Genomic DNA, 18,551 nt, shown 5'->3' on the forward strand with positions numbered 1-18,551 from the left:
TGTTTACAGGAATTACAGGTATCAGTCCGATAAATGGGACTGATACTCCGAACCAGGAGGAAAAAAATGAGTTTTAGTGTAATGCTCCAGCAGCTGGCAGGAGGAATGCTGGTCTCTATTGAGATCTTTTTTGTAACCTTGCTGTTTTCTCTGCCGCTGGGACTTCTGATCTGTTTTGGCAGAATGTCCAGAAACAAAGTGATCCGTACCATTGTATCCGGGTACATATCCATCATGAGAGGAACGCCGCTGATGCTGCAGCTGATGGTGGTATATTTCGGCCCTTATTTTATCTTCGGGATCCGTATTTCCATGGGATATAGTCTGATCGCTGTATTTATCGCATTTGCCATCAACTATGCAGCTTACTTTGCAGAAATCTACCGCGGCGGCATTGAATCCATGCCGGTGGGACAGTATGAAGCTGCAAAGATCCTTGGATACAATAAGGTGCAGACATTTTTCCGCATCATTCTTCCACAGGTGATCAAGAGGATTTTGCCGTCTATTACAAATGAGGTCATTACGCTGGTCAAGGATACTTCCCTTGCGTTTGTTGTGGCAGTTGCGGAGATGTTTACCATTGCCAAGCAGATCGCAAGTGCACAGACAACAATGATGCCATTTGTGATCGCTGCGATATTTTATTATGTGTTCAACCTGATCGTGGCTGTTGTGATGCAGAAGGTTGAGAAAAGTATGAATTACTACCGCTAACCGGAATGGAGAGTATAAAATATGAAATTATTTGAAATGAAACATATCAAAAAAAGCTTTGACGGACTGGAAGTTCTCAAAGATATCTCTCTTGACGTGGAAGAGGGAGAAGTTTTAAGTATCATCGGTCCTTCCGGTTCCGGCAAGTCAACCATCCTGCGTTGTGCCACAGGACTTGAGACGCCGGACAGCGGCGAGATCATCAAAAACGGTGATGTGGGACTGGTGTTCCAGCAGTTCAATCTGTTTCCGCATTTTTCCGTACTGAAAAATATAGTGGATGCACCTTTGAAGGTGCAGAAGAGAAAGAAAGATGAGGTTTACGTCCAGGCAAGAAGCCTTCTTAAGAAAATGGGCCTTGCAGACAAGGAGAAGGCATATCCTTTTCAGCTTTCCGGAGGACAGCAGCAGCGAGTTTCCATTGCCCGTGCGCTCTGTATGAATCCGAAGATCCTGTTTTTTGATGAACCTACATCTGCACTTGATCCGGAACTGACCGGTGAGATCCTGAAGGTTATCAAGGATCTTGCTCAGGAGCATATCACCATGGTGATCGTTACTCATGAAATGAATTTTGCAAGAGATATTTCCGACCGTATCATCTTTATGGATAAGGGTGTGATCGCAGTGGAGGGAACGCCGCAGGAGGTATTTTCTTCCGAAAATGGCAGAATGAAGGAATTTTTGGGAAAATTCCATCAGGGTATGGAGTAACAAACGGTTGCTTTTAAAGAGGCAATGTTATATAATTTCAAGAGGCGTGAATTAACCAGATTCGGGCAGATAACGGATCATTCGCCATTCCGGCCCGGATGTATGTAATCAGGAGGATAATAATGAATACAGACAGATATGTAAGCCCGCTGTCAGAGCGGTACGCAAGCAAAGAGATGCAGTACATTTTTTCCCCGGACATGAAATTCCGCACATGGAGAAAGCTGTGGATCGCACTTGCTGAGACGGAACGTGAGCTTGGCCTTAACATCACCCAGGAGCAGATTGACGAGATGAAAGCTCATGCGGATGATATCAACTATGATGTGGCTAAGGAGCGTGAGCGTCAGGTTCGCCATGATGTAATGTCTCACGTGTATGCGTTTGGTGTACAGTGCCCGAAGGCAAAAGGTATCATCCATCTGGGAGCGACCTCCTGTTATGTAGGAGATAATACGGATATCATCGTTATGACAGAGGCACTGAAACTTGTCCGCAAGAAACTTGTGAACGTGATCGCTGAGCTTTCCAAGTTTGCTGCACAGTATAAGGATCAGCCGACTCTGGCGTTTACTCATTTCCAGCCGGCACAGCCGACAACCGTAGGTAAGAGAGCAACTCTCTGGACTCAGGAATTCCTGATGGATCTTGAGGACCTTGAGTATGTATTAAGCACTATGAAGCTTCTTGGCTCCAAGGGAACAACCGGTACACAGGCTAGCTTCCTGGAACTTTTTGACGGGGATCAGGAGACCATCGACAAGATCGATCCGATGATCGCAGAGAAGATGGGATTCAGATCCTGCTATCCGGTTTCCGGACAGACCTATTCCAGAAAGGTTGATACCCGTGTGCTGAATATCCTTGCGGGAATCGCTGCAAGTGCACATAAGATGTCCAACGATATCCGTCTTCTTCAGCATCTGAAGGAAGTAGAGGAGCCATTTGAGAAATCCCAGATCGGATCTTCCGCTATGGCATATAAGAGAAATCCGATGAGAAGTGAGAGAATTGCTTCCCTGTCCAGATATGTGATGATCGATGCACTGAACCCGGCGATCACATCTGCAACACAGTGGTTTGAGAGAACTCTGGACGACTCTGCAAACAAGCGTCTCAGCGTTCCGGAAGGATTCCTTGCGATCGACGGAATCTTGGATCTCTGCCTCAATGTTGTAGACGGACTGGTTGTTTATCCGAAGGTTATCGAGAAGAGACTGATGTCTGAGCTTCCATTTATGGCAACTGAGAATATCATGATGGATGCAGTTAAGGCAGGCGGAGACCGTCAGGAACTTCATGAGCGTATCCGTGAGCTTTCCATGGAAGCAGGAAAGAACGTGAAGGTAGAGGGTAAAGATAACAATCTTCTTGAGCTGATCGCAGCAGATCCGGCATTTAACCTGACTCTTGAGGATCTTCAGAAATCCATGGATCCGTCCAGATATACAGGACGTGCCAAAGAGCAGACAGAGGCATTTATCGCCAATGTGGTACAGCCGGTTCTGGATGCACATAAGGATCTGCTTGGCGTTAAGGTTGAGATCAACGTATAATTCCAAGATGTTATAAACATTAAGAAATGAACACAGACAGGAATGACGTGTCTCTGTGTATTACAGGCAGAGAACATGCCGTTCCGAATAATAGAGAAAGACACAAGGAGGAACTGTGTTATGGTAACTGCAGTAGTAGGAGCAAACTGGGGAGATGAAGGTAAAGGCAAGATCACAGATATGCTTGCTGAGAAAGCCGATATCATCGTAAGATTTCAGGGTGGAGCCAATGCGGGCCACACCATCGTAAATGATTACGGTAAATTCGCACTTCATACACTTCCGTCAGGTGTGTTTTACGGACATACGACCAGTGTCATCGGAAACGGTGTTGCACTGAACATTCCGGTATTCTTCAAGGAGTACAACGAAGTAGTAGGCCGTGGAGTACCGGCACCGAAGATCCTGATCTCCAACAGAGCACAGATGGTAATGTCTTACCACATTCTGTTCGATCAGTATGAAGAGGAGCGTCTTGGAGGCAAGGCTTTCGGTTCCACAAAATCCGGAATCGCTCCGTTCTATTCTGACAAATATGCAAAGATCGGCTTCCAGGTAAGTGAGCTTTTTGATGAGGAAGCACTGAAAGAGAAGGTTGTACGTATCTGCGAGACCAAGAACGTAACACTTGAGCATCTCTATCATAAGCCTCTTCTGAAACCGGAAGACATCATGAATGAGCTGATGGAATACAAGAAGATGGTTGAGCCATACGTATGCGACGTATCTCTCTATCTCTGGAATGCACTGAAAGAGGGAAAACAGGTTCTTCTTGAGGGACAGCTCGGAACTCTGAAAGACCCGGATCACGGAATCTATCCGATGGTTACATCCTCTTCCACACTGGCTGCTTATGGTGCTATCGGTGCAGGCCTGCCTCCATATGAGATCAAGAAGGTCGTAACCGTATGCAAAGCTTACTCCAGTGCAGTTGGAGCAGGTGCATTCGTTTCTGAAATCTTCGGCGAGGAAGCAGATGAGCTGAGAAAACGTGGCGGTGACGGTGGTGAGTTCGGTGCTACTACAGGCCGTCCGAGACGTATGGGATGGTTCGACTGTGTTGCATCCAAATACGGATGCCGTCTCCAGGGAGCTACAGACGTTGCTTTTACAGTACTGGATGTTCTGGGATATCTGGATGAGATCCCGGTTTGCACAGGCTATGAGATCGACGGAGAGGTGACAACAGAATTCCCGACAACTGTGCAGCTTGAGAAAGCAAAACCGGTTATTGAGAAGCTTCCGGGATGGAAATGCGATATCCGTGGAATCAAAAAATATGAGGATCTTCCGGAGAACTGCAGAAAATATGTAGAGTTCGTAGAAAAACATATTGGATTCCCGATCACAATGATCTCTAACGGACCAGGAAGAAACGACATCATTTATAGATAATTATTTTTACAGTATCAGGATTATGACAACAGGAAGCGCCGGGGAAGAATTTCTCCGGCGCCCTTTTGGTTCAAAGAGATATTCAGTTAAAATAACAGATAGAATAGCGGATGTATCATGTGAAAGGAAGTTCAATGAAAAATTTTAAAAGAATCGCAGCACTTGCAGGTGTTGTCATATTACTTCTTATATTCTGCCTTCCAATGGCATTTGCCTGGGGAAGCAGTGAAAACGCCCAGGCTTTGTTCCGGGGGGCTTTTGCGGCAGCAGTTCTGGTACCGATCGTAGCGTATGTTTTCTGGATGGCGTATCGGATCTGGGGAAATAAGAAGCCGAGAGAGGATGAAAACCGTATGATCGAGAATATTATTTTTGATGTGGGAAATGTGCTGATGGGCTATGACTGGGAAGAGTATCTTCGGAGCTATGACTTCCCGGAAGAAAAGTATCAGAAAATCGCAGATGCAGTATTTCGCAACCCGATCTGGGAGGAACAGGACCGTGGACAGCATGAGGAGTCCTGGTATGTAGATAAATTTGTGGAAAGTGCACCGGAATATGAAGCAGATATCCGTGAGGTGGTACGACGTGATCCGGAGTGTATGCATCTGTATGATTATGCGGAAACCTGGGTGAAATATCTCAAAAATCAGGGATATCATCTCTATGTCCTTTCCAACTACGGAACTTATATGCTGGATCGTACAAAGCAGGATATGTCTTTTCTGAAATATATGGACGGAGTGGTATTTTCCTGTGATGTGCAGCAGATCAAGCCTGAGGTGGATATTTACAAAACACTTCTGAAGCGTTACAGCCTGAAACCGGAGAAATCGGTATTTTTGGATGATCGTGCCGTGAACTGTGAGGGAGCCGGAAAAGCCGGTATCCATACCATCCAGTTTGAGAATTTGAAGCAGGCGGCGAAGGCGCTTGAGAAGCTTGGTGTGAAATGACCTTCAGTGTGAAAAGAGAAACGCAGAGGGCCTGCACCATCGCGAAGCCCTCTGCATTCTAAAGGGGAGGATATGATAAGTATCTCCCGGAACGGCATCTGTTATACAGAAAATATATAAGATCTTGTAATCTTTTATTCCCTGTTCTTCTTCCGGTATTCACCGGGAGTCATTCCATATGTTTTTTTAAAAATACGCATGAAATGCTCCGGACTTTCATACCCTACAAGTTCACAGATCGCAAGATTGCTGAGAGAGGTTTCACGCAGAGCATGACATGCCTGGTTCAGCTTGATATCCCGGATGATCTGTAAAAATGTCCGTCCGGTACTTTCCTTGATCAGGGTACTGAGGTGGGAAGTACTATAGCCAAAATGCTTTGCAGCTTCATGTAAGGTAACGCTCTGGTAGTGACGGTTCAGGTAGTTGAGGATTTCCGTTACAGAATTTCCGGTGCTGTCCTTTGTAAGGATGGATTCAATATCATTTTTGTGAAAACGCAGCAGCATGGCCCAGAATATTAAAAGCAACACTGTCATCAAAGATCCCCACACTGTGAGTGGTATGCGGTGGGATGATACAGATATCTCCGGTATGCAAAGTGTGTTCGATCCTTTGTATCGCAGTGTGGGCAGTTCCGTCATACAGACAGAGGATCTCAAAAAATTCATGTTCATGGGGAAAAACAGGGGTATAGCGGTAATGCTTGGAAAGCACGATATTGCCATTTATATCATGAGCAAGTCAGGTATGGATGATCCTGGCGGAAGCAGTCAGCGGCGAAGAAGGAGCAGAAATACTGGATCGTCTGGTGGAACTGAAACCGGAAAAAGGAATGGTTTCTCCATATATGAACCATCATTTTGTGGAAGCACTTCTGATGTGTGGTAAAAAAGACCAGGCAATGGAATATATGAAATATTACTGGGGCGGAATGATAAGCCACGGTGCGGATACATTCTGGGAGCTTTATAATCCGGAAAATCCTGCAGAATCTCCATATGGAAGCAGCATTGTCAACAGCTACTGTCACGCATGGAGCTGCACTCCGACTTATCTTCTCAGAAAATATTTTAACTGAAGCAAGTAAGTCCTCTGCGGGGGCGCGAATATCTGCTTGAACTAAATCACAGTGTGATAAAATAACTCGGATATGAAACAGATGTATTTGATTTCTTCGCCAAAAGATGATATAATAAATAGAAATTGCGAAGCGGAATATAAATCTCCGTCTTATTTATCTAAAATTTTGGAAAAGAGGATCAGACAATGAGCGATATGACAATTCTTGAGCAGTGGCGTTCCATTGCTTATAATCAGAATGCAGATAAGAATAAGCTTCAGCGCTTCTGGGCAAATTATTTTAACATTGAGAAGAATATTTATGAGCAGCTTCTTGAGAACCCGGATGAGACTGTTTCCGGAACTGTAAAAGAGCTTGCTGAGAAATACGGTCAGGACGTTATGACTATGGTTGGTTTCCTTGACGGAATCAATGACAGTCTGAAGGTTCCGAACCCGATCGAGACTATGGATGAGGATACCAAGGTAAACCTTGCATTTGATAAAGAGGCACTCTATAAGAACATGGTAGATGCCAAGGCTGACTGGCTTTACAACCTTCCTCAGTGGGACAAGATCTTCACAGAAGAGAAAAAGAAAACCCTCTACATGGAGCAGAAGAAATCCGGCACAGTTGTGAAACCGCACAAGGTCGGAAGAAACGATCCGTGCCCATGCGGAAGCGGCAAGAAATACAAACACTGCTGCGGAAGATAATGAGCGTAAAGAAGAATCTGGATTACATTATCGTGTTAGGTGCCCATGTGGACGGAACACGGATGACACTTGCCCTTCTGGAACGAGCCAGAAGGGCTCTTCTTTATCTTGAAGAAAATCCGGGTACGAAGGCAGTGCTATCCGGAGGAAAAGGCGATGGAGAAAACATTTCCGAGGCAGAGGCCATGTATCGTTATCTTACCGGTCACGGAATAAACGGGGACAGACTGATACGGGAAGAGGAATCTACCAGTACGAAAGAGAATTTGGAATTCAGTTGCAGAAAGATCGGAACCACAGACTGTTCTGTAGGCGTGGTGACGAACAATTTTCATGTATGGAGAGGAGCAGCCATTGCAAGAAAATGTGGATTCCGGGAAGTGGCCATGGTACCTTCCAGGTATCGAAGCTGGCGTCTTTTTATCTACATTCCCCGTGAGATTTTGGCTATTATCAAAGACAAACTCATGGGAAATCTGTAGATCTGTGCGAGAAGAGAAATCTCAAAAATTTTGTCAACATGCGTTGACAAATAAAAATACTGCGCTTATAATGAACCACAGAAAAAGAAATAAAAAACACGTTGACGAGACGAGTAAGCTGTGAAACGTTACAGAGAGAGATGTGAAGTGCTGGAAACATCTTATCGGGAAACAGCCGAAGACTACCTCCGAGTGGCCCCAATCCGGTCCGGTGATTCCGTTATCATCATAATTGAGAGGCTTTGCATCCTGGCATGACCGGGCAGCAGAGCAAGCAGGGTGGAACCGCGAGAATGAATGAACTCGTCCCTTACAGTATGTGATGTACTGTGAGGGATTTTTTTATTGCAGAATCTCTTGCAAAAGCAGACACATACTGTGTACCATAGAAACTTCATTTCAAATGAAAGGAGAAACAACAATGATCATTACATTAAAAGACGGCTCAAAAAAAGAATATGCAGAAGCAAAAGCTGTGATCGATATCGCATATGACATCAGCGAAGGCCTTGCACGTGCTGCATGTGCAGGAGAAGTAAACGGAGAGGTCGTAGATCTTCGTACAGTTCTTGACAGCGACTGTGAGCTGAATATCCTTACAGCGAAAGACGAGAAGGGCCTTGCAGTTCTCCGTCATACAGCATCTCACGTAATGGCACAGGCTGTACAGAACTTATACCCGGAGGCAAAGGTTGCCATCGGACCATCCATTGATACAGGCTTCTACTATGATTTCGACCACGATCCATTTTCACGTGAGGATCTTGACGCCATTGAGAAAGAGATGAAAAAGATCATCAAAAAAGGCGCAAAGATCGAGCGTTTTACAAAATCCCGTGAGGATGCCATCGCATACTTTAAAGAGAAAAATGAGCCATACAAGGTTGAGCTGATCGAGGATCTTCCGGAGGGAGAAGAGATTTCCTTCTATTCACAGGGAGACTGGACAGACCTCTGTGCAGGCCCACACCTGATGAGTGTAAAAGGCATCAAGGCATTCAAACTTCTTTCTTCTTCCAGCGCATACTGGAGAGGCAGTGAGAAGAACGCAATGCTTACACGTATCTACGGAACAGCCTATGCTACAAAGGATGAGCTGAAAGAGCATCTGGAGCAGATGGAAGAAGCAAAGAGACGTGATCATAACAAGCTTGGCCGTGAGATGAAGATCTTCACAACTGTAGATGTGATCGGACAGGGACTTCCGCTTATCATGCCAAACGGTGTGATCATGATGCAGGAGCTTCAGCGCTGGATCGAGGATGAGGAGACAAAGCGTGGATACGTAAGAACAAAAACTCCTCTTATGGCAAAGAGCGATCTTTACAAGATCTCCGGACACTGGGATCATTACAAAGATGGTATGTTCGTACTTGGTGATGAGGAGAAGGACAAAGAGGTTTATGCACTTCGTCCGATGACATGTCCGTTCCAGTACTATGTATACAAAGCAGAGCAGCACAGCTACCGTGATCTGCCGATCCGTCTCGGCGAGACCTCCACACTGTTCCGTAATGAGGATTCCGGAGAGATGCATGGCCTGACACGAGTTCGTCAGTTTACTATTTCCGAGGGACATCTGATCGTAAGACCGGACCAGATGGTAAAAGAGTTCAAAGACTGTATCGCACTTGCCCAGTACTGTCTGCAGGTACTTGGTGTTGAGGAAGATGTAACCTATCATCTTTCCAAATGGGATCCGACAAACAAAGAGAAATACATCGGTGAGCCGGAGGTATGGGAAGAGACAGAAGGCCATATCCGCCAGATGCTTGAGGAGCTGAACATTCCATTCACAGAGGATGTGGGCGAGGCTGCTTTCTACGGACCGAAGGTTGATATCAACGCAAAGAACGTATACGGAAAAGAAGACACAATGATCACGATCCAGTGGGATGCACTTCTCGCAGAGCAGTTTGATATGTACTATATCGATGAGAATGGCGACAAACAGCGTCCGTACATCATCCACCGTACATCCATGGGATGCTATGAGAGAACACTGGCATGGCTCATTGAGAAATACGCAGGAATGTTCCCGACATGGCTCTGCCCGGAGCAGGTTCGTGTGATCCCGATCTCCGAGAAGTATAACGATTATGCACAGAAGGTTGAAGCTCAGATGAGAGAAGCAGGAATCCGCTGCTCTGTAGACGGACGTTCCGAGAAGATGGGATACAAGATCCGTGAGGCACGTCTTGAGAGAGTACCTTACATGCTTATCGTTGGTGCAAAAGAGGAAGAAGAGGGTAAGGTTTCCGTAAGAAGCCGCTATCTTGGCGATGAGGGAATGAAAGAGCTTGGTGAGTTCATTGACTTCATCAAAGAAGAGATCAAGAACAAGACGATCCGTAAGATCGAGGTTCAGGAAGAGAAGAAATAAACAAAACAGATGATTGACGGATAAATAAAAGGCGACCCGTGTGATAGGCGGGCCGCCTTTATTTTTGATCCGGCAATATTGAGACCACGCTGTGATGCGGAGGCGGTCAGTATTGCCGGATATTTTTTATTTAAAATATTTCTCCCTCACGAGCTCAACCGGCATGTCTAGTCCGGTCCAGATGTGGAAAGCCTTTACACCCTGGTGGAGCAGCATGTACATTCCGTTAAAGGTCGGACATCCGGCTTCCCGGGCTTCCCTGAGAAGTCTTGTTTCTCTTGGCTCATATACAACATCGGCTACGGTAAGCTCCGGATGGAACAGAGCCTTGTCCGGGATCACGGTGCCTGTCACATCCGGAACCATTCCCACAGAAGTTGCATTGATGAGGAGATTGCTTTCCTCCAGTGCGTCCTTCAGCGCAGTGTGATCATCCATCTCATGAAGGATCATCTCACATTCTGTCATATGAGACATTTTTTCTGCCATGGCAGCAGCACGTTCCCAGTAACGGCTGGTAGGACGTGCAAAAACATGGATCTTTTTTGCACCCTCCAGGGCGGACTGGCCGCAGATCGCCATTCCGGCACCGCCGACACCCATAACGGTGATAGTGCGCCCCTTTACATCACAGCCGGCATCTCTGGCAGACTGGGTAAATCCATAACCATCAGTATTAAACCCCTTTAATTTTCCATTGTCGTTGCGTACGGTATTTACCGCTCCAATCAGCTGGGCAGTGGGAGAAAGCTCGTCCAGAAGCTCCACGATCTTATTCTTGTTTGGCATGGTCAGGTTAAAGCCCTTGATCCCACAGGCTTTCAGTCCTTCCACAGCCTGGGGAAGGGTCTCCTCTGTTACATCAAAACAGAGATACACATAATCAAGTCCAAGATAACGGAATGCCTCATTGTGCATTAAAGGTGATACGCTGTGTGCCACGGGGCTTCCCAGAAGGCCGGTAAGCCCGGTATGTCCGGTAATATTGATCATTGTTCGATTCCCTCCTGTATCTCATATAATAGAATTTCTTTACGAAATATAATAAAAAATATTTTAGCACTATAAAGTGCGAAAATCAACAAATACAAATATTGTACGGAAATTTATACATTTTTGTCGCCGATTCATAGAAAAAATCTATAAATGTCGAGACAGACAGAAACGACCCGATAAGTTAGAAGAATCGACATCCGGATTTGACAAAATATGCAAAGAGCCTGCCCTATAATAAATACACTTACCAAAGTTGAGAATCGATGGCAGACGAAACAGCAGTGGGGGAAGCTTATGTATCAGAGGATATACATAGATATCGTTTTTATGACGAATTTCCTTATGGATTACATGCTTTTAAGACTTGTGGGAAAATTTCTGCATCTTGACGGGAAACGCAGAAGATGTGTGATATCCGCTGCCTTTGGATCTTTTGTATCCTGCCTGCTTGTATGTGTACCTTTTAAGATCATTTTTCCTGCCGCTGTACTGATCCATGGCGGCTGCGCTTTTTTTATGGCGTCGTTTGCTTTTCGACTGAAAAAAGGCGGCCTTCTTGTAAAAACCATTCTGGCTCTGTATTTCACAGCTTTTGTGGTTGGCGGGATCTATCAGGCACTGGAAACGGAAAGAACCATGACGGTGAAAATATTTCTGCTTTTTCTGGCAGGGATTTATGGCACACTTTATACTCTGGGATGTGTGACCGAGACCTTCCGGTTTGGAAGAAGAAATATTTTTCCGGTCACTTTGAAATATCAGGGGAAGCTGCAGCAGACATACGGCTTTTATGATACCGGAAATCTCCTTATGGATCCTGTGAAAAAACAGCCGGTATCGATCATCAAACAGGAACTTTTGGGAAGCCTGATATCGAAAGAGCAGGTGAAAAAACTGATGGATATTAAAGATAAACCAGAGGAACTGGAAAATACAGGATTTGTCAGTCTGCAGCCGCATTTTCTGAGCTGTCATACCGCAGATGGAAAAAAAGGACTGCTGCTGGCAGTGATCCTTGATGAACTTCTGATCCAGACTCCCGAAAGGGTGGTACATGTAGGAAAACCGGTGCTTGCTATAACATCCGAGCCCTCAGCTTTGGGAGAAGAGTACGAGATACTTTTGAATTCCAGACTATTAAATTGAGAAGGGGGCTTATGTTATGAACAGAGCAGCTGCAAGATCCTATCCGTTTCAGGTGATCCGGAAATTTATGTTCAATCGTCCGGGAGAGGTTTTTTATATTGGTGGAAATGATATCCTTCCGGCGCCGTTGTCAGCGGAACGGGAGGCTGAAGTGATCGAAATGTTGGGAACAGAAAAGGAAAAAGAGGGAAAGTCGGTTCTGATCGAGCATAATCTACGGCTGGTGGTTTATATTGCAAAGAAATTTGATAATACAGGGGTAGGTGTGGAGGATCTGATCTCCATCGGAACCATAGGGCTCATAAAGGCTATCAATACCTTTGATCCGGTAAAAAATATCAAGCTTGCTACCTATGCATCACGATGTATCGAAAATGAGATCCTGATGTATCTGAGGAGAAACAGCAAAACAAAGATGGAGGTTTCCATTGATGAGCCGCTGAATGTGGACTGGGATGGAAATGAGCTGCTGCTTTCGGATATCCTGGGAACGGATGACGATGTGATTTCCAGACGTCTGGAAGATGAGGTGGAGATCGCACTTCTTGGAAAAGCCATCAGCAAACTGACAAAGCGGGAACAGATGATCATCCGTCTGCGATTCGGCATCGGAAACCGGGAAGGAAGCGAGAAAACACAGAAGGAGGTAGCGGATCTTTTAGGAATTTCGCAATCCTACATTTCCCGCCTGGAAAAGCGGATCATGAAGCGGCTGAGGAAAGAAATCGTAAAGTATGAATAGAAGAAACCGCAAATGGCTCCGTGATGTGGAGGCAGACCAGACAGAGGAGGGCGGTGTTGCCCATGTTGTTCCGGATATCATTTCCGGAAACGAAGGGTATAATTGGCTCCTTGAGCAGGGAAGTCATTCGGCAGCAGCGAGAAGATTTAAAATTCCGGGAAATACAGTAGAATTTGTCAGAGACCTTCGATATAATAAATACAGAGTGTTTACAGAACTACGGAATGAACAAAAGAAGAAGGGGTGTGGCAGAATGATCGACATTGCGCATGCAAAACAGGAATTCGAAAAATATCTGGATGAATACGACCGGGAGGATGAACAGATCTGTCTGAAGATCGTACATACCTATGGTGTGGTGAAATACGCAGGAGAGATCGCCAGAAAAATGGAATGTTCCGGTGAAGATGTGGAACTTGCGGAGCTGATCGGTCTGCTTCATGATATAGGCCGTTTTGAGCAGATCCGTAGATTTCACAGCTTTGAGCCGGGAACTATGGATCATGCCGTGTTCGGTGCAGAACTTCTCTTCGGGGAGGAGAAGCTGATCCGGCGTTTCGTGGAGGATGATAAATTTGATGAGCTGATCGATGCAGCAATTCGGAAGCACAGTGATTTCAAACTGGAAGGAATCCACGATGCAAGAACACTTTTCCATGCAAAACTGATCCGGGATGCCGATAAGCTGGATAACTGCAGAGTAAAGCTGGAGGCGTCTGTTGAAGCCATGCTGGGAGTCTCTGAGAAAGCTGCAGGAGAAGGGCTGATCTCACCGGCAGTGTGGGAGTCCTGTCTCAGAAGAGAATCCGTGTTATCCGCAGACAGACATGTGCCGGTGGATTACTGGGTATCTTATCTTGCACAGTATTATGATATCAATTTTCCTGAGACCTGTGAGATTATCGAAGAAGAGGATTATATCACCAGGATCGCAGGGCGGCTGACTTATCAGGAGCAGGATACCAGAACTAAGCTCCATATTCTCACAGAAGATCTGAACAGGTATCTGGAGATGCCGGCTGTGTCTGTGAAGGAATAGGAGTTATAGCAGGGAGACTTGTTATATTTTTTTGTTTGGGGTTGACTTTGAGGCGGTTTTCGCCTAAAATATATCAAAGATACGGCGATGATGAGAATAGTACACAGGGAATTATCTCAGAGAGGGATCTGCTTTGGTGGAAGGATCCTGTGCGTGAACTGTGGAACCGGCCTCGGAGCTCTGCGTGATTGAAGCGTGGCGTGTGTTTCCGGCGTTAACGGGTGTTGAGAGAACAGCTTTTCAGGCTGTTAACTGGGGTGGTACCGCCGAAGTCATTCGGTCCCTTGTGAGGGATTTGGATGGCTTATTTTTTGTCCGTAAAACGGGATTGTAAATACAGTGTACGGTTTATAGGACAGAAGAGTAAGCTGGAAGGATTCCGGATTGCTGTGGCTGCCTGACAGTCGGCAATATGTAACAGATCACAAGAAAAAGGAGATTTATCATGGCAAAAGAAAAGAAATTAGTACAGGCCATCACATCTATGGATGAGGATTTTGCTCAGTGGTATACAGACGTTGTTAAGAAGGCTGAGCTCTGTGGTTATACAAGTGTTAAGGGCTGTATGGCGATCAAACCTGCAGGTTATGCGATCTGGGAGAATATCCAGCATGAGCTTGACCGCAGATTTAAAGAAACCGGTGTAGAGAACGTTTACATGCCGATCTTTATCCCGGAGTCTCTTCTTGATAAAGAGAAAGATCATGTAGAAGGTTTTGCTCCGGAGGTTGCATGGGTGACTCATGGCGGCCTTGATCCGCTGCAGGAGAGACTTTGCGTGCGTCCGACTTCTGAGACTCTGTTCTGCGATTTCTACCAGAAAGAGATCCAGTCCCACAGAGATCTTCCAAAAGTATATAATCAGTGGTGTTCCGTTGTCCGTTGGGAGAAGACAACACGTCCCTTCCTTCGTTCCAGAGAGTTCCTGTGGCAGGAGGGACATACTGCTCATGCAACAGCTGAGGAAGCGGAGCAGCGTACCATCCAGATGCTGAACATCTATGCAGACTTCTGCGAGGAAGTTCTTGCGATTCCGGTCATCAAAGGCCAGAAGACAGACAAGGAGAAATTTGCAGGTGCTGAGGCTACTTATACCATCGAATCTCTGATGCACGACGGTAAGGCTCTCCAGTCCGGTACAAGCCATAACTTTGGAGATGGCTTTGCCAAAGCATTCGGAATCCAGTACACAGATAAAGATAATACACTGAAATATGTTCACCAGACATCCTGGGGAATGACAACCCGTATGATTGGTGCGATCATCATGGTTCACGGTGATAACAGCGGACTTGTTCTTCCTCCGAGGATCGCTCCGGTACAGACTGTGATCATCCCGATCCAGCAGCGTAAAGAAGGGGTTATGGAGAAGGCTGACGAGCTTCTTGCAGCACTGAAGGCAGCAGGTATCCGTGCAAAGGTTGATGCGACAGACAAGAGCCCGGGATTCAAGTTTGCTGAGCAGGAGATGCGTGGCATCCCGCTTCGTGTGGAATGTGGACCGAAGGATATCGAGAACGGTCAGGCAGTTCTCTGCAGAAGAGATACCCGTGAGAAATACACAGTATCCTTCGAGGAGCTTGCAGATAAGGTAAAAGAGCTTCTGGATACCATTCAGCATGATATGCTGGAGCGCGCACGTGCACACAGAGAGTCACATACTTACGTAGCAAAGAATTATGAGGAGTTCGGTGAGATCATCAACAGCAAACCGGGATTCATCAAAGCTATGTGGTGCGGTGATCGTGCATGTGAAGACAAGATCAAGGAAGATTTCCAGGCAACATCCAGATGTATGCCGTTTGAGCAGGAGCAGTTAAGCGACGTTTGCGTATGCTGCGGAAAACCGGCTAAGAAAATGGTTTACTGGGGACGTGCATACTAAAAAATACAGCAGGCCACTTCAAAAAAGTGGGATGATCATATTGCGTTACTGTTCACTGGTAATGTCCCGCGAGGTGTTTTGTGTGAGCGAAGGTCACAGAAAACCCGAGACATACCGCGCGAATTTATGCGATCAGCATAAATTCTGTGCATCGCGAAGCGTGTTACTGAGAACGGAGTGAACAGGAACCATATTGCAGAAACAACGGCGGGGCAAAATATGCTCCGCTGTTTTTATGAATCTATGTTATAATAGCGTTAAGGAAAACATATCAGAATATTATTCGGCTGCTGACATGGAGATAATACAGCGAAATGTAAACGTGTTTTGAACGGACAGCAGCGATCATCAAGAGGAGTTATCATGACGATTAATATACCACAAAAGGCAGCGCAGATACTGAAGACCTTGAATGCTGCCGGCTATGAGGCATATGTTGTAGGCGGCTGTGTCAGGGATTCTATCCTGGATCGGGTGCCTGGAGACTGGGATATCACCACCTCTGCACTTCCGGAGCAGGTGAAGGAGCTTTTTCACAGAACTGTAGATACGGGGATCCAGCATGGAACAGTAACTGTAATGATGGGCAAAGAGGGCTTTGAGGTGACAACCTACCGTGTGGACGGAGAATATCATGACGGCCGCCACCCGGATGCCGTGACCTTTACCAGGAGTCTTGAGGAAGATCTGAAACGAAGAGATTTTACCATCAACGCCATGGCGTATCATCCGGAACATGGACTGGTGGATCTGTTTGGTGGAATGGAAGATATCAATGGGAAGATCATCCGTTGTGTTGGTGATCCGGTAGAACGTTTTACAGAGGATGCCCTTCGTATGCTCCGTGCAGTGCGTTTTTCCGCACAGCTTGGTTTTACTGTGGAGGAAAATACGAAAGCGGCACTGGCGCGGATGTCGGGGAATCTGGAGCATGTCAGTGCAGAGCGTATCCAGACAGAGCTTGTAAAGCTTCTGGTATCCGATCATCCGGATTATCTCCGAACCGCCTGGGAGACAGGTCTTACCCGGGAATTTCTTCCGGAATTTGACGCCTGTATGGAAACCGAGCAGAATACCCCTCATCATTGCTATACCGTGGGAGAGCACATTCTGAAAAGTCTTACAGAAATCGAGAATGACCGGCTTCTCCGTATCACCATGCTTCTTCATGACATTGCCAAGCCGGTTGTAAAAAAGACAGATGAGAATGGAAGAGACCACTTTAAGACTCACGGACCGGCAGGCGAAAAGCTGGCAGGAAAGATCCTGCGCCGTCTGAAATTTGATAATGTAACGATCCGAAATACCTGTCGTCTGATCCGGTATCATGATCTTCGTCCCACTCCGGACGCCGAGGATGTGCGGAGAGCTGTGAATCTTATCGGAGAAGAGCTTTTTCCGCTGTATCTGAAAGTGCAGAAGGCAGATCTTTTATCCCAGAGCACTTACAGGAGGGAGGAGAAGCTGGCACGGTTAAGCGGTGTGACGGAAGCTTATCAGGGGATCCTTGAAAGAGGTGAATGTACATCTCTGAAAACCCTGGCAGTTTCCGGAAAGGATCTTATAAAGGCAGGACATCCGGCTGGACCGGCACTGGGAGCACTGCTCGAAAGACTTCTTGACTGTGTGCTGAAAGATCCAACCCTTAATACAAAAGAAAAACTTCTTGAAACAGCAGAAAAAGACAGCATAAAAACCGAATAGAATAACAAAAATCCCCCCTGCATAAAATAGAACGTAAAATAAGGCAGGGGGGAACTTTTTTGTATGATTATGGGTTGAGCGTGCTGGAGCAGTATGGGCTTACAGCTTCATTCTCCGGCAGGGTGCGGGGGGCACTTCTGTGCCGGACAGAAAAAGGTCCGGTGATACTCCGGGAATTTCATGGCTCGGAAAAAAAGCTTTCCATGCAGCAGCAGCTTCTTGAAAAAATGAAAGAACAGAACTGTCTTGTGGACGCCTATCTCAGAAACAGGGAAGGCGTACTGGTAAGCAGGGACAAAGATTCTGTTCCATATACTGCACAGATCTGGTTTGAGGGACGGGAATGTGACACGAGATCCGAAAACGATATTTTAAAAAGCATCCGGACTCTGGCACAGATCCACAAGATCATGCAGCTTCCTGTGGAAATGGATTATGCGGGAAGAAATCTGCAGGAAGAATATATCCGGCATAATCAGGAAATGAAAAAAATACGCCGTTTTATCCGAAAAAAAGGAGCGGTCAATTCTTTTGAGAAAGATTATCTGAAAAGCGTGGAATGGTTTCTGCAAAAAGGAGAAGAAGCGGCAGCTATGCTGGAAACCACGGATTATAAAAATCTGCGGCAGCAGTCTCTTCAAAGTGGCAGTATCTGTCATGGCGAATATAATCAGCATAATGTGCTGATACTTGGGAAAAACACAGCGGTGACGAATTTCAGTCACTGGAGCTTTGATGTGCAGATGGCAGATCTGTACCGCTTTATGCGGAAAATCCTGGAGAAATACAGCTGGGATCTGCACCTCGCGCAGAAGATGCTTTCTGCATATGATTCCGTACGGCCGCTCTCGGAGTCTGAGTGGCAGAACCTGAGAGTCCGGTTCTGTTATCCGGAAAAATACTGGAAACTGGCAAACCATTATTATACACATAACAAGGCTGTGATCTCCGGAAAAAATGTGGAAAAGCTGAGAACCCTGATCCATCAGAAAAAACAGTGGGAGGAATTTTCAAAACAGTGCTTCAGGCAGTAATGATTCTGAATGTGACAAAAACA

The 18,551-nt window shown here is 46.0% G+C and carries 18 protein-coding genes and 1 other annotated feature; of the genes, 15 read left to right on the top strand and 3 right to left on the bottom strand.

Annotated elements, in window-relative coordinates; translation table 11 throughout:
- Positions 1–66 precede the first annotated feature (66 nt).
- The 5 genes from EAI83_RS10825 (at position 67) to EAI83_RS10845 (ending at position 5,338) form a co-directional block, all read left to right on the top strand.
- Positions 67–717, top strand: coding sequence for an amino acid ABC transporter permease (locus EAI83_RS10825; protein ID WP_022426149.1), 651 nt, complete (start codon positions 67–69; stop codon positions 715–717).
- Positions 718–738: 21 nt separating this feature from the next.
- Complete coding sequence (locus tag EAI83_RS10830; protein ID WP_110102490.1) at positions 739–1,431, top strand: amino acid ABC transporter ATP-binding protein; 693 nt, start codon at positions 739–741, stop codon at positions 1,429–1,431.
- A gap of 122 nt (positions 1,432–1,553) precedes the next feature.
- Positions 1,554–2,987 carry an adenylosuccinate lyase gene (purB, locus tag EAI83_RS10835; RefSeq protein WP_044961987.1) on the top strand — a complete coding sequence of 478 codons (1,434 nt, stop codon included), beginning with the start codon at positions 1,554–1,556 and terminating at the stop codon, positions 2,985–2,987.
- 120 nt (positions 2,988–3,107) lie between these two features.
- Positions 3,108–4,382 carry an adenylosuccinate synthase gene (locus EAI83_RS10840; RefSeq protein WP_022426147.1) on the top strand — a complete coding sequence of 425 codons (1,275 nt, stop codon included), beginning with the start codon at positions 3,108–3,110 and terminating at the stop codon, positions 4,380–4,382.
- A 134-nt stretch (positions 4,383–4,516) separates the two neighbouring features.
- Positions 4,517–5,338, top strand: a complete 822-nt coding sequence (locus EAI83_RS10845) for an HAD-IA family hydrolase (protein WP_015527102.1) — start codon at positions 4,517–4,519, stop codon at positions 5,336–5,338.
- A 134-nt stretch (positions 5,339–5,472) separates the two neighbouring features.
- Here the strand turns inward: EAI83_RS10845 and EAI83_RS10850 are convergent, their stop codons facing one another.
- Both EAI83_RS10850 and EAI83_RS18020 read right to left on the bottom strand, forming a co-directional pair.
- The gene (locus EAI83_RS10850) at positions 5,473–5,877 is read right to left on the bottom strand and encodes a helix-turn-helix transcriptional regulator (RefSeq protein WP_161206362.1); all 405 of its coding nucleotides are present in this window, start codon (positions 5,875–5,877) and stop codon (positions 5,473–5,475) included.
- The gene (locus tag EAI83_RS18020) at positions 5,822–6,055 is read right to left on the bottom strand and encodes an AraC family ligand binding domain-containing protein (protein WP_161206363.1); all 234 of its coding nucleotides are present in this window, start codon (positions 6,053–6,055) and stop codon (positions 5,822–5,824) included. The genes EAI83_RS10850 and EAI83_RS18020 overlap by 56 nt, the downstream gene beginning before the upstream one ends.
- Before the next feature lie 37 nt (positions 6,056–6,092).
- Between EAI83_RS18020 and EAI83_RS10860 the strand changes: the two genes are divergently transcribed.
- The 4 genes from EAI83_RS10860 to thrS all read left to right on the top strand — a co-directional run bounded on the left by EAI83_RS10860 (position 6,093) and on the right by thrS (position 9,982).
- Positions 6,093–6,419: a hypothetical protein gene (locus tag EAI83_RS10860; protein WP_059085396.1), complete on the top strand. Its 327-nt coding sequence runs from the start codon at positions 6,093–6,095 to the stop codon at positions 6,417–6,419.
- A gap of 188 nt (positions 6,420–6,607) precedes the next feature.
- Positions 6,608–7,117 carry an SEC-C metal-binding domain-containing protein gene (locus EAI83_RS10865; protein ID WP_059085397.1) on the top strand — a complete coding sequence of 170 codons (510 nt, stop codon included), beginning with the start codon at positions 6,608–6,610 and terminating at the stop codon, positions 7,115–7,117.
- Positions 7,117–7,599 carry a YdcF family protein gene (locus EAI83_RS10870; protein WP_059085398.1) on the top strand — a complete coding sequence of 161 codons (483 nt, stop codon included), beginning with the start codon at positions 7,117–7,119 and terminating at the stop codon, positions 7,597–7,599. The genes EAI83_RS10865 and EAI83_RS10870 overlap by 1 nt, the downstream gene beginning before the upstream one ends.
- A 421-nt stretch (positions 7,600–8,020) precedes the next feature.
- Positions 8,021–9,982, top strand: a complete 1,962-nt coding sequence (gene thrS / locus EAI83_RS10875; RefSeq protein ID WP_092071309.1) for a threonine--tRNA ligase — start codon at positions 8,021–8,023, stop codon at positions 9,980–9,982.
- A 126-nt stretch (positions 9,983–10,108) separates the two neighbouring features.
- Here the strand turns inward: thrS and EAI83_RS10880 are convergent, their stop codons facing one another.
- On the bottom strand, positions 10,109–10,975 hold the full coding sequence (locus EAI83_RS10880; RefSeq protein WP_021652363.1) for a shikimate dehydrogenase: 867 nt from the start codon (positions 10,973–10,975) through the stop codon (positions 10,109–10,111).
- 297 nt (positions 10,976–11,272) lie between these two features.
- On the opposite strand from EAI83_RS10880, the gene EAI83_RS10885 reads away from it, so the two are divergent.
- The 6 genes from EAI83_RS10885 to EAI83_RS10910 all read left to right on the top strand — a co-directional run bounded on the left by EAI83_RS10885 (position 11,273) and on the right by EAI83_RS10910 (position 18,528).
- The gene (locus EAI83_RS10885; RefSeq protein ID WP_044961994.1) at positions 11,273–12,124 is read left to right on the top strand and encodes a sigma-E processing peptidase SpoIIGA; all 852 of its coding nucleotides are present in this window, start codon (positions 11,273–11,275) and stop codon (positions 12,122–12,124) included.
- A 67-nt stretch (positions 12,125–12,191) separates the two neighbouring features.
- Complete coding sequence (sigE, locus tag EAI83_RS10890; protein WP_235812409.1) at positions 12,192–12,866, top strand: RNA polymerase sporulation sigma factor SigE; 675 nt, start codon at positions 12,192–12,194, stop codon at positions 12,864–12,866.
- Positions 12,859–13,905: an HD domain-containing protein gene (locus tag EAI83_RS10895; RefSeq protein ID WP_302467471.1), complete on the top strand. Its 1,047-nt coding sequence runs from the start codon at positions 12,859–12,861 to the stop codon at positions 13,903–13,905. Before sigE ends, EAI83_RS10895 begins: the two co-directional genes overlap by 8 nt.
- A gap of 78 nt (positions 13,906–13,983) precedes the next feature.
- Positions 13,984–14,193, top strand: a binding site (T-box leader).
- Positions 14,194–14,350: 157 nt separating this feature from the next.
- Positions 14,351–15,790: a proline--tRNA ligase gene (proS, locus tag EAI83_RS10900; RefSeq protein WP_022427357.1), complete on the top strand. Its 1,440-nt coding sequence runs from the start codon at positions 14,351–14,353 to the stop codon at positions 15,788–15,790.
- 363 nt (positions 15,791–16,153) lie between these two features.
- Positions 16,154–17,494: a CCA tRNA nucleotidyltransferase gene (locus tag EAI83_RS10905; RefSeq protein WP_059085400.1), complete on the top strand. Its 1,341-nt coding sequence runs from the start codon at positions 16,154–16,156 to the stop codon at positions 17,492–17,494.
- 59 nt (positions 17,495–17,553) lie between these two features.
- Positions 17,554–18,528, top strand: coding sequence for a hypothetical protein (locus tag EAI83_RS10910; protein WP_022427359.1), 975 nt, complete (start codon positions 17,554–17,556; stop codon positions 18,526–18,528).
- The last annotated feature ends 23 nt before the right edge of the window (positions 18,529–18,551 follow it).

Origin of the sequence: Blautia sp. aa_0143 (genome assembly GCF_004167315.1) — a bacterium.
In the GTDB taxonomy this organism is placed as follows: Bacteria; Bacillota; Clostridia; order Lachnospirales; family Lachnospiraceae; genus Blautia_A; species Blautia_A fusiformis.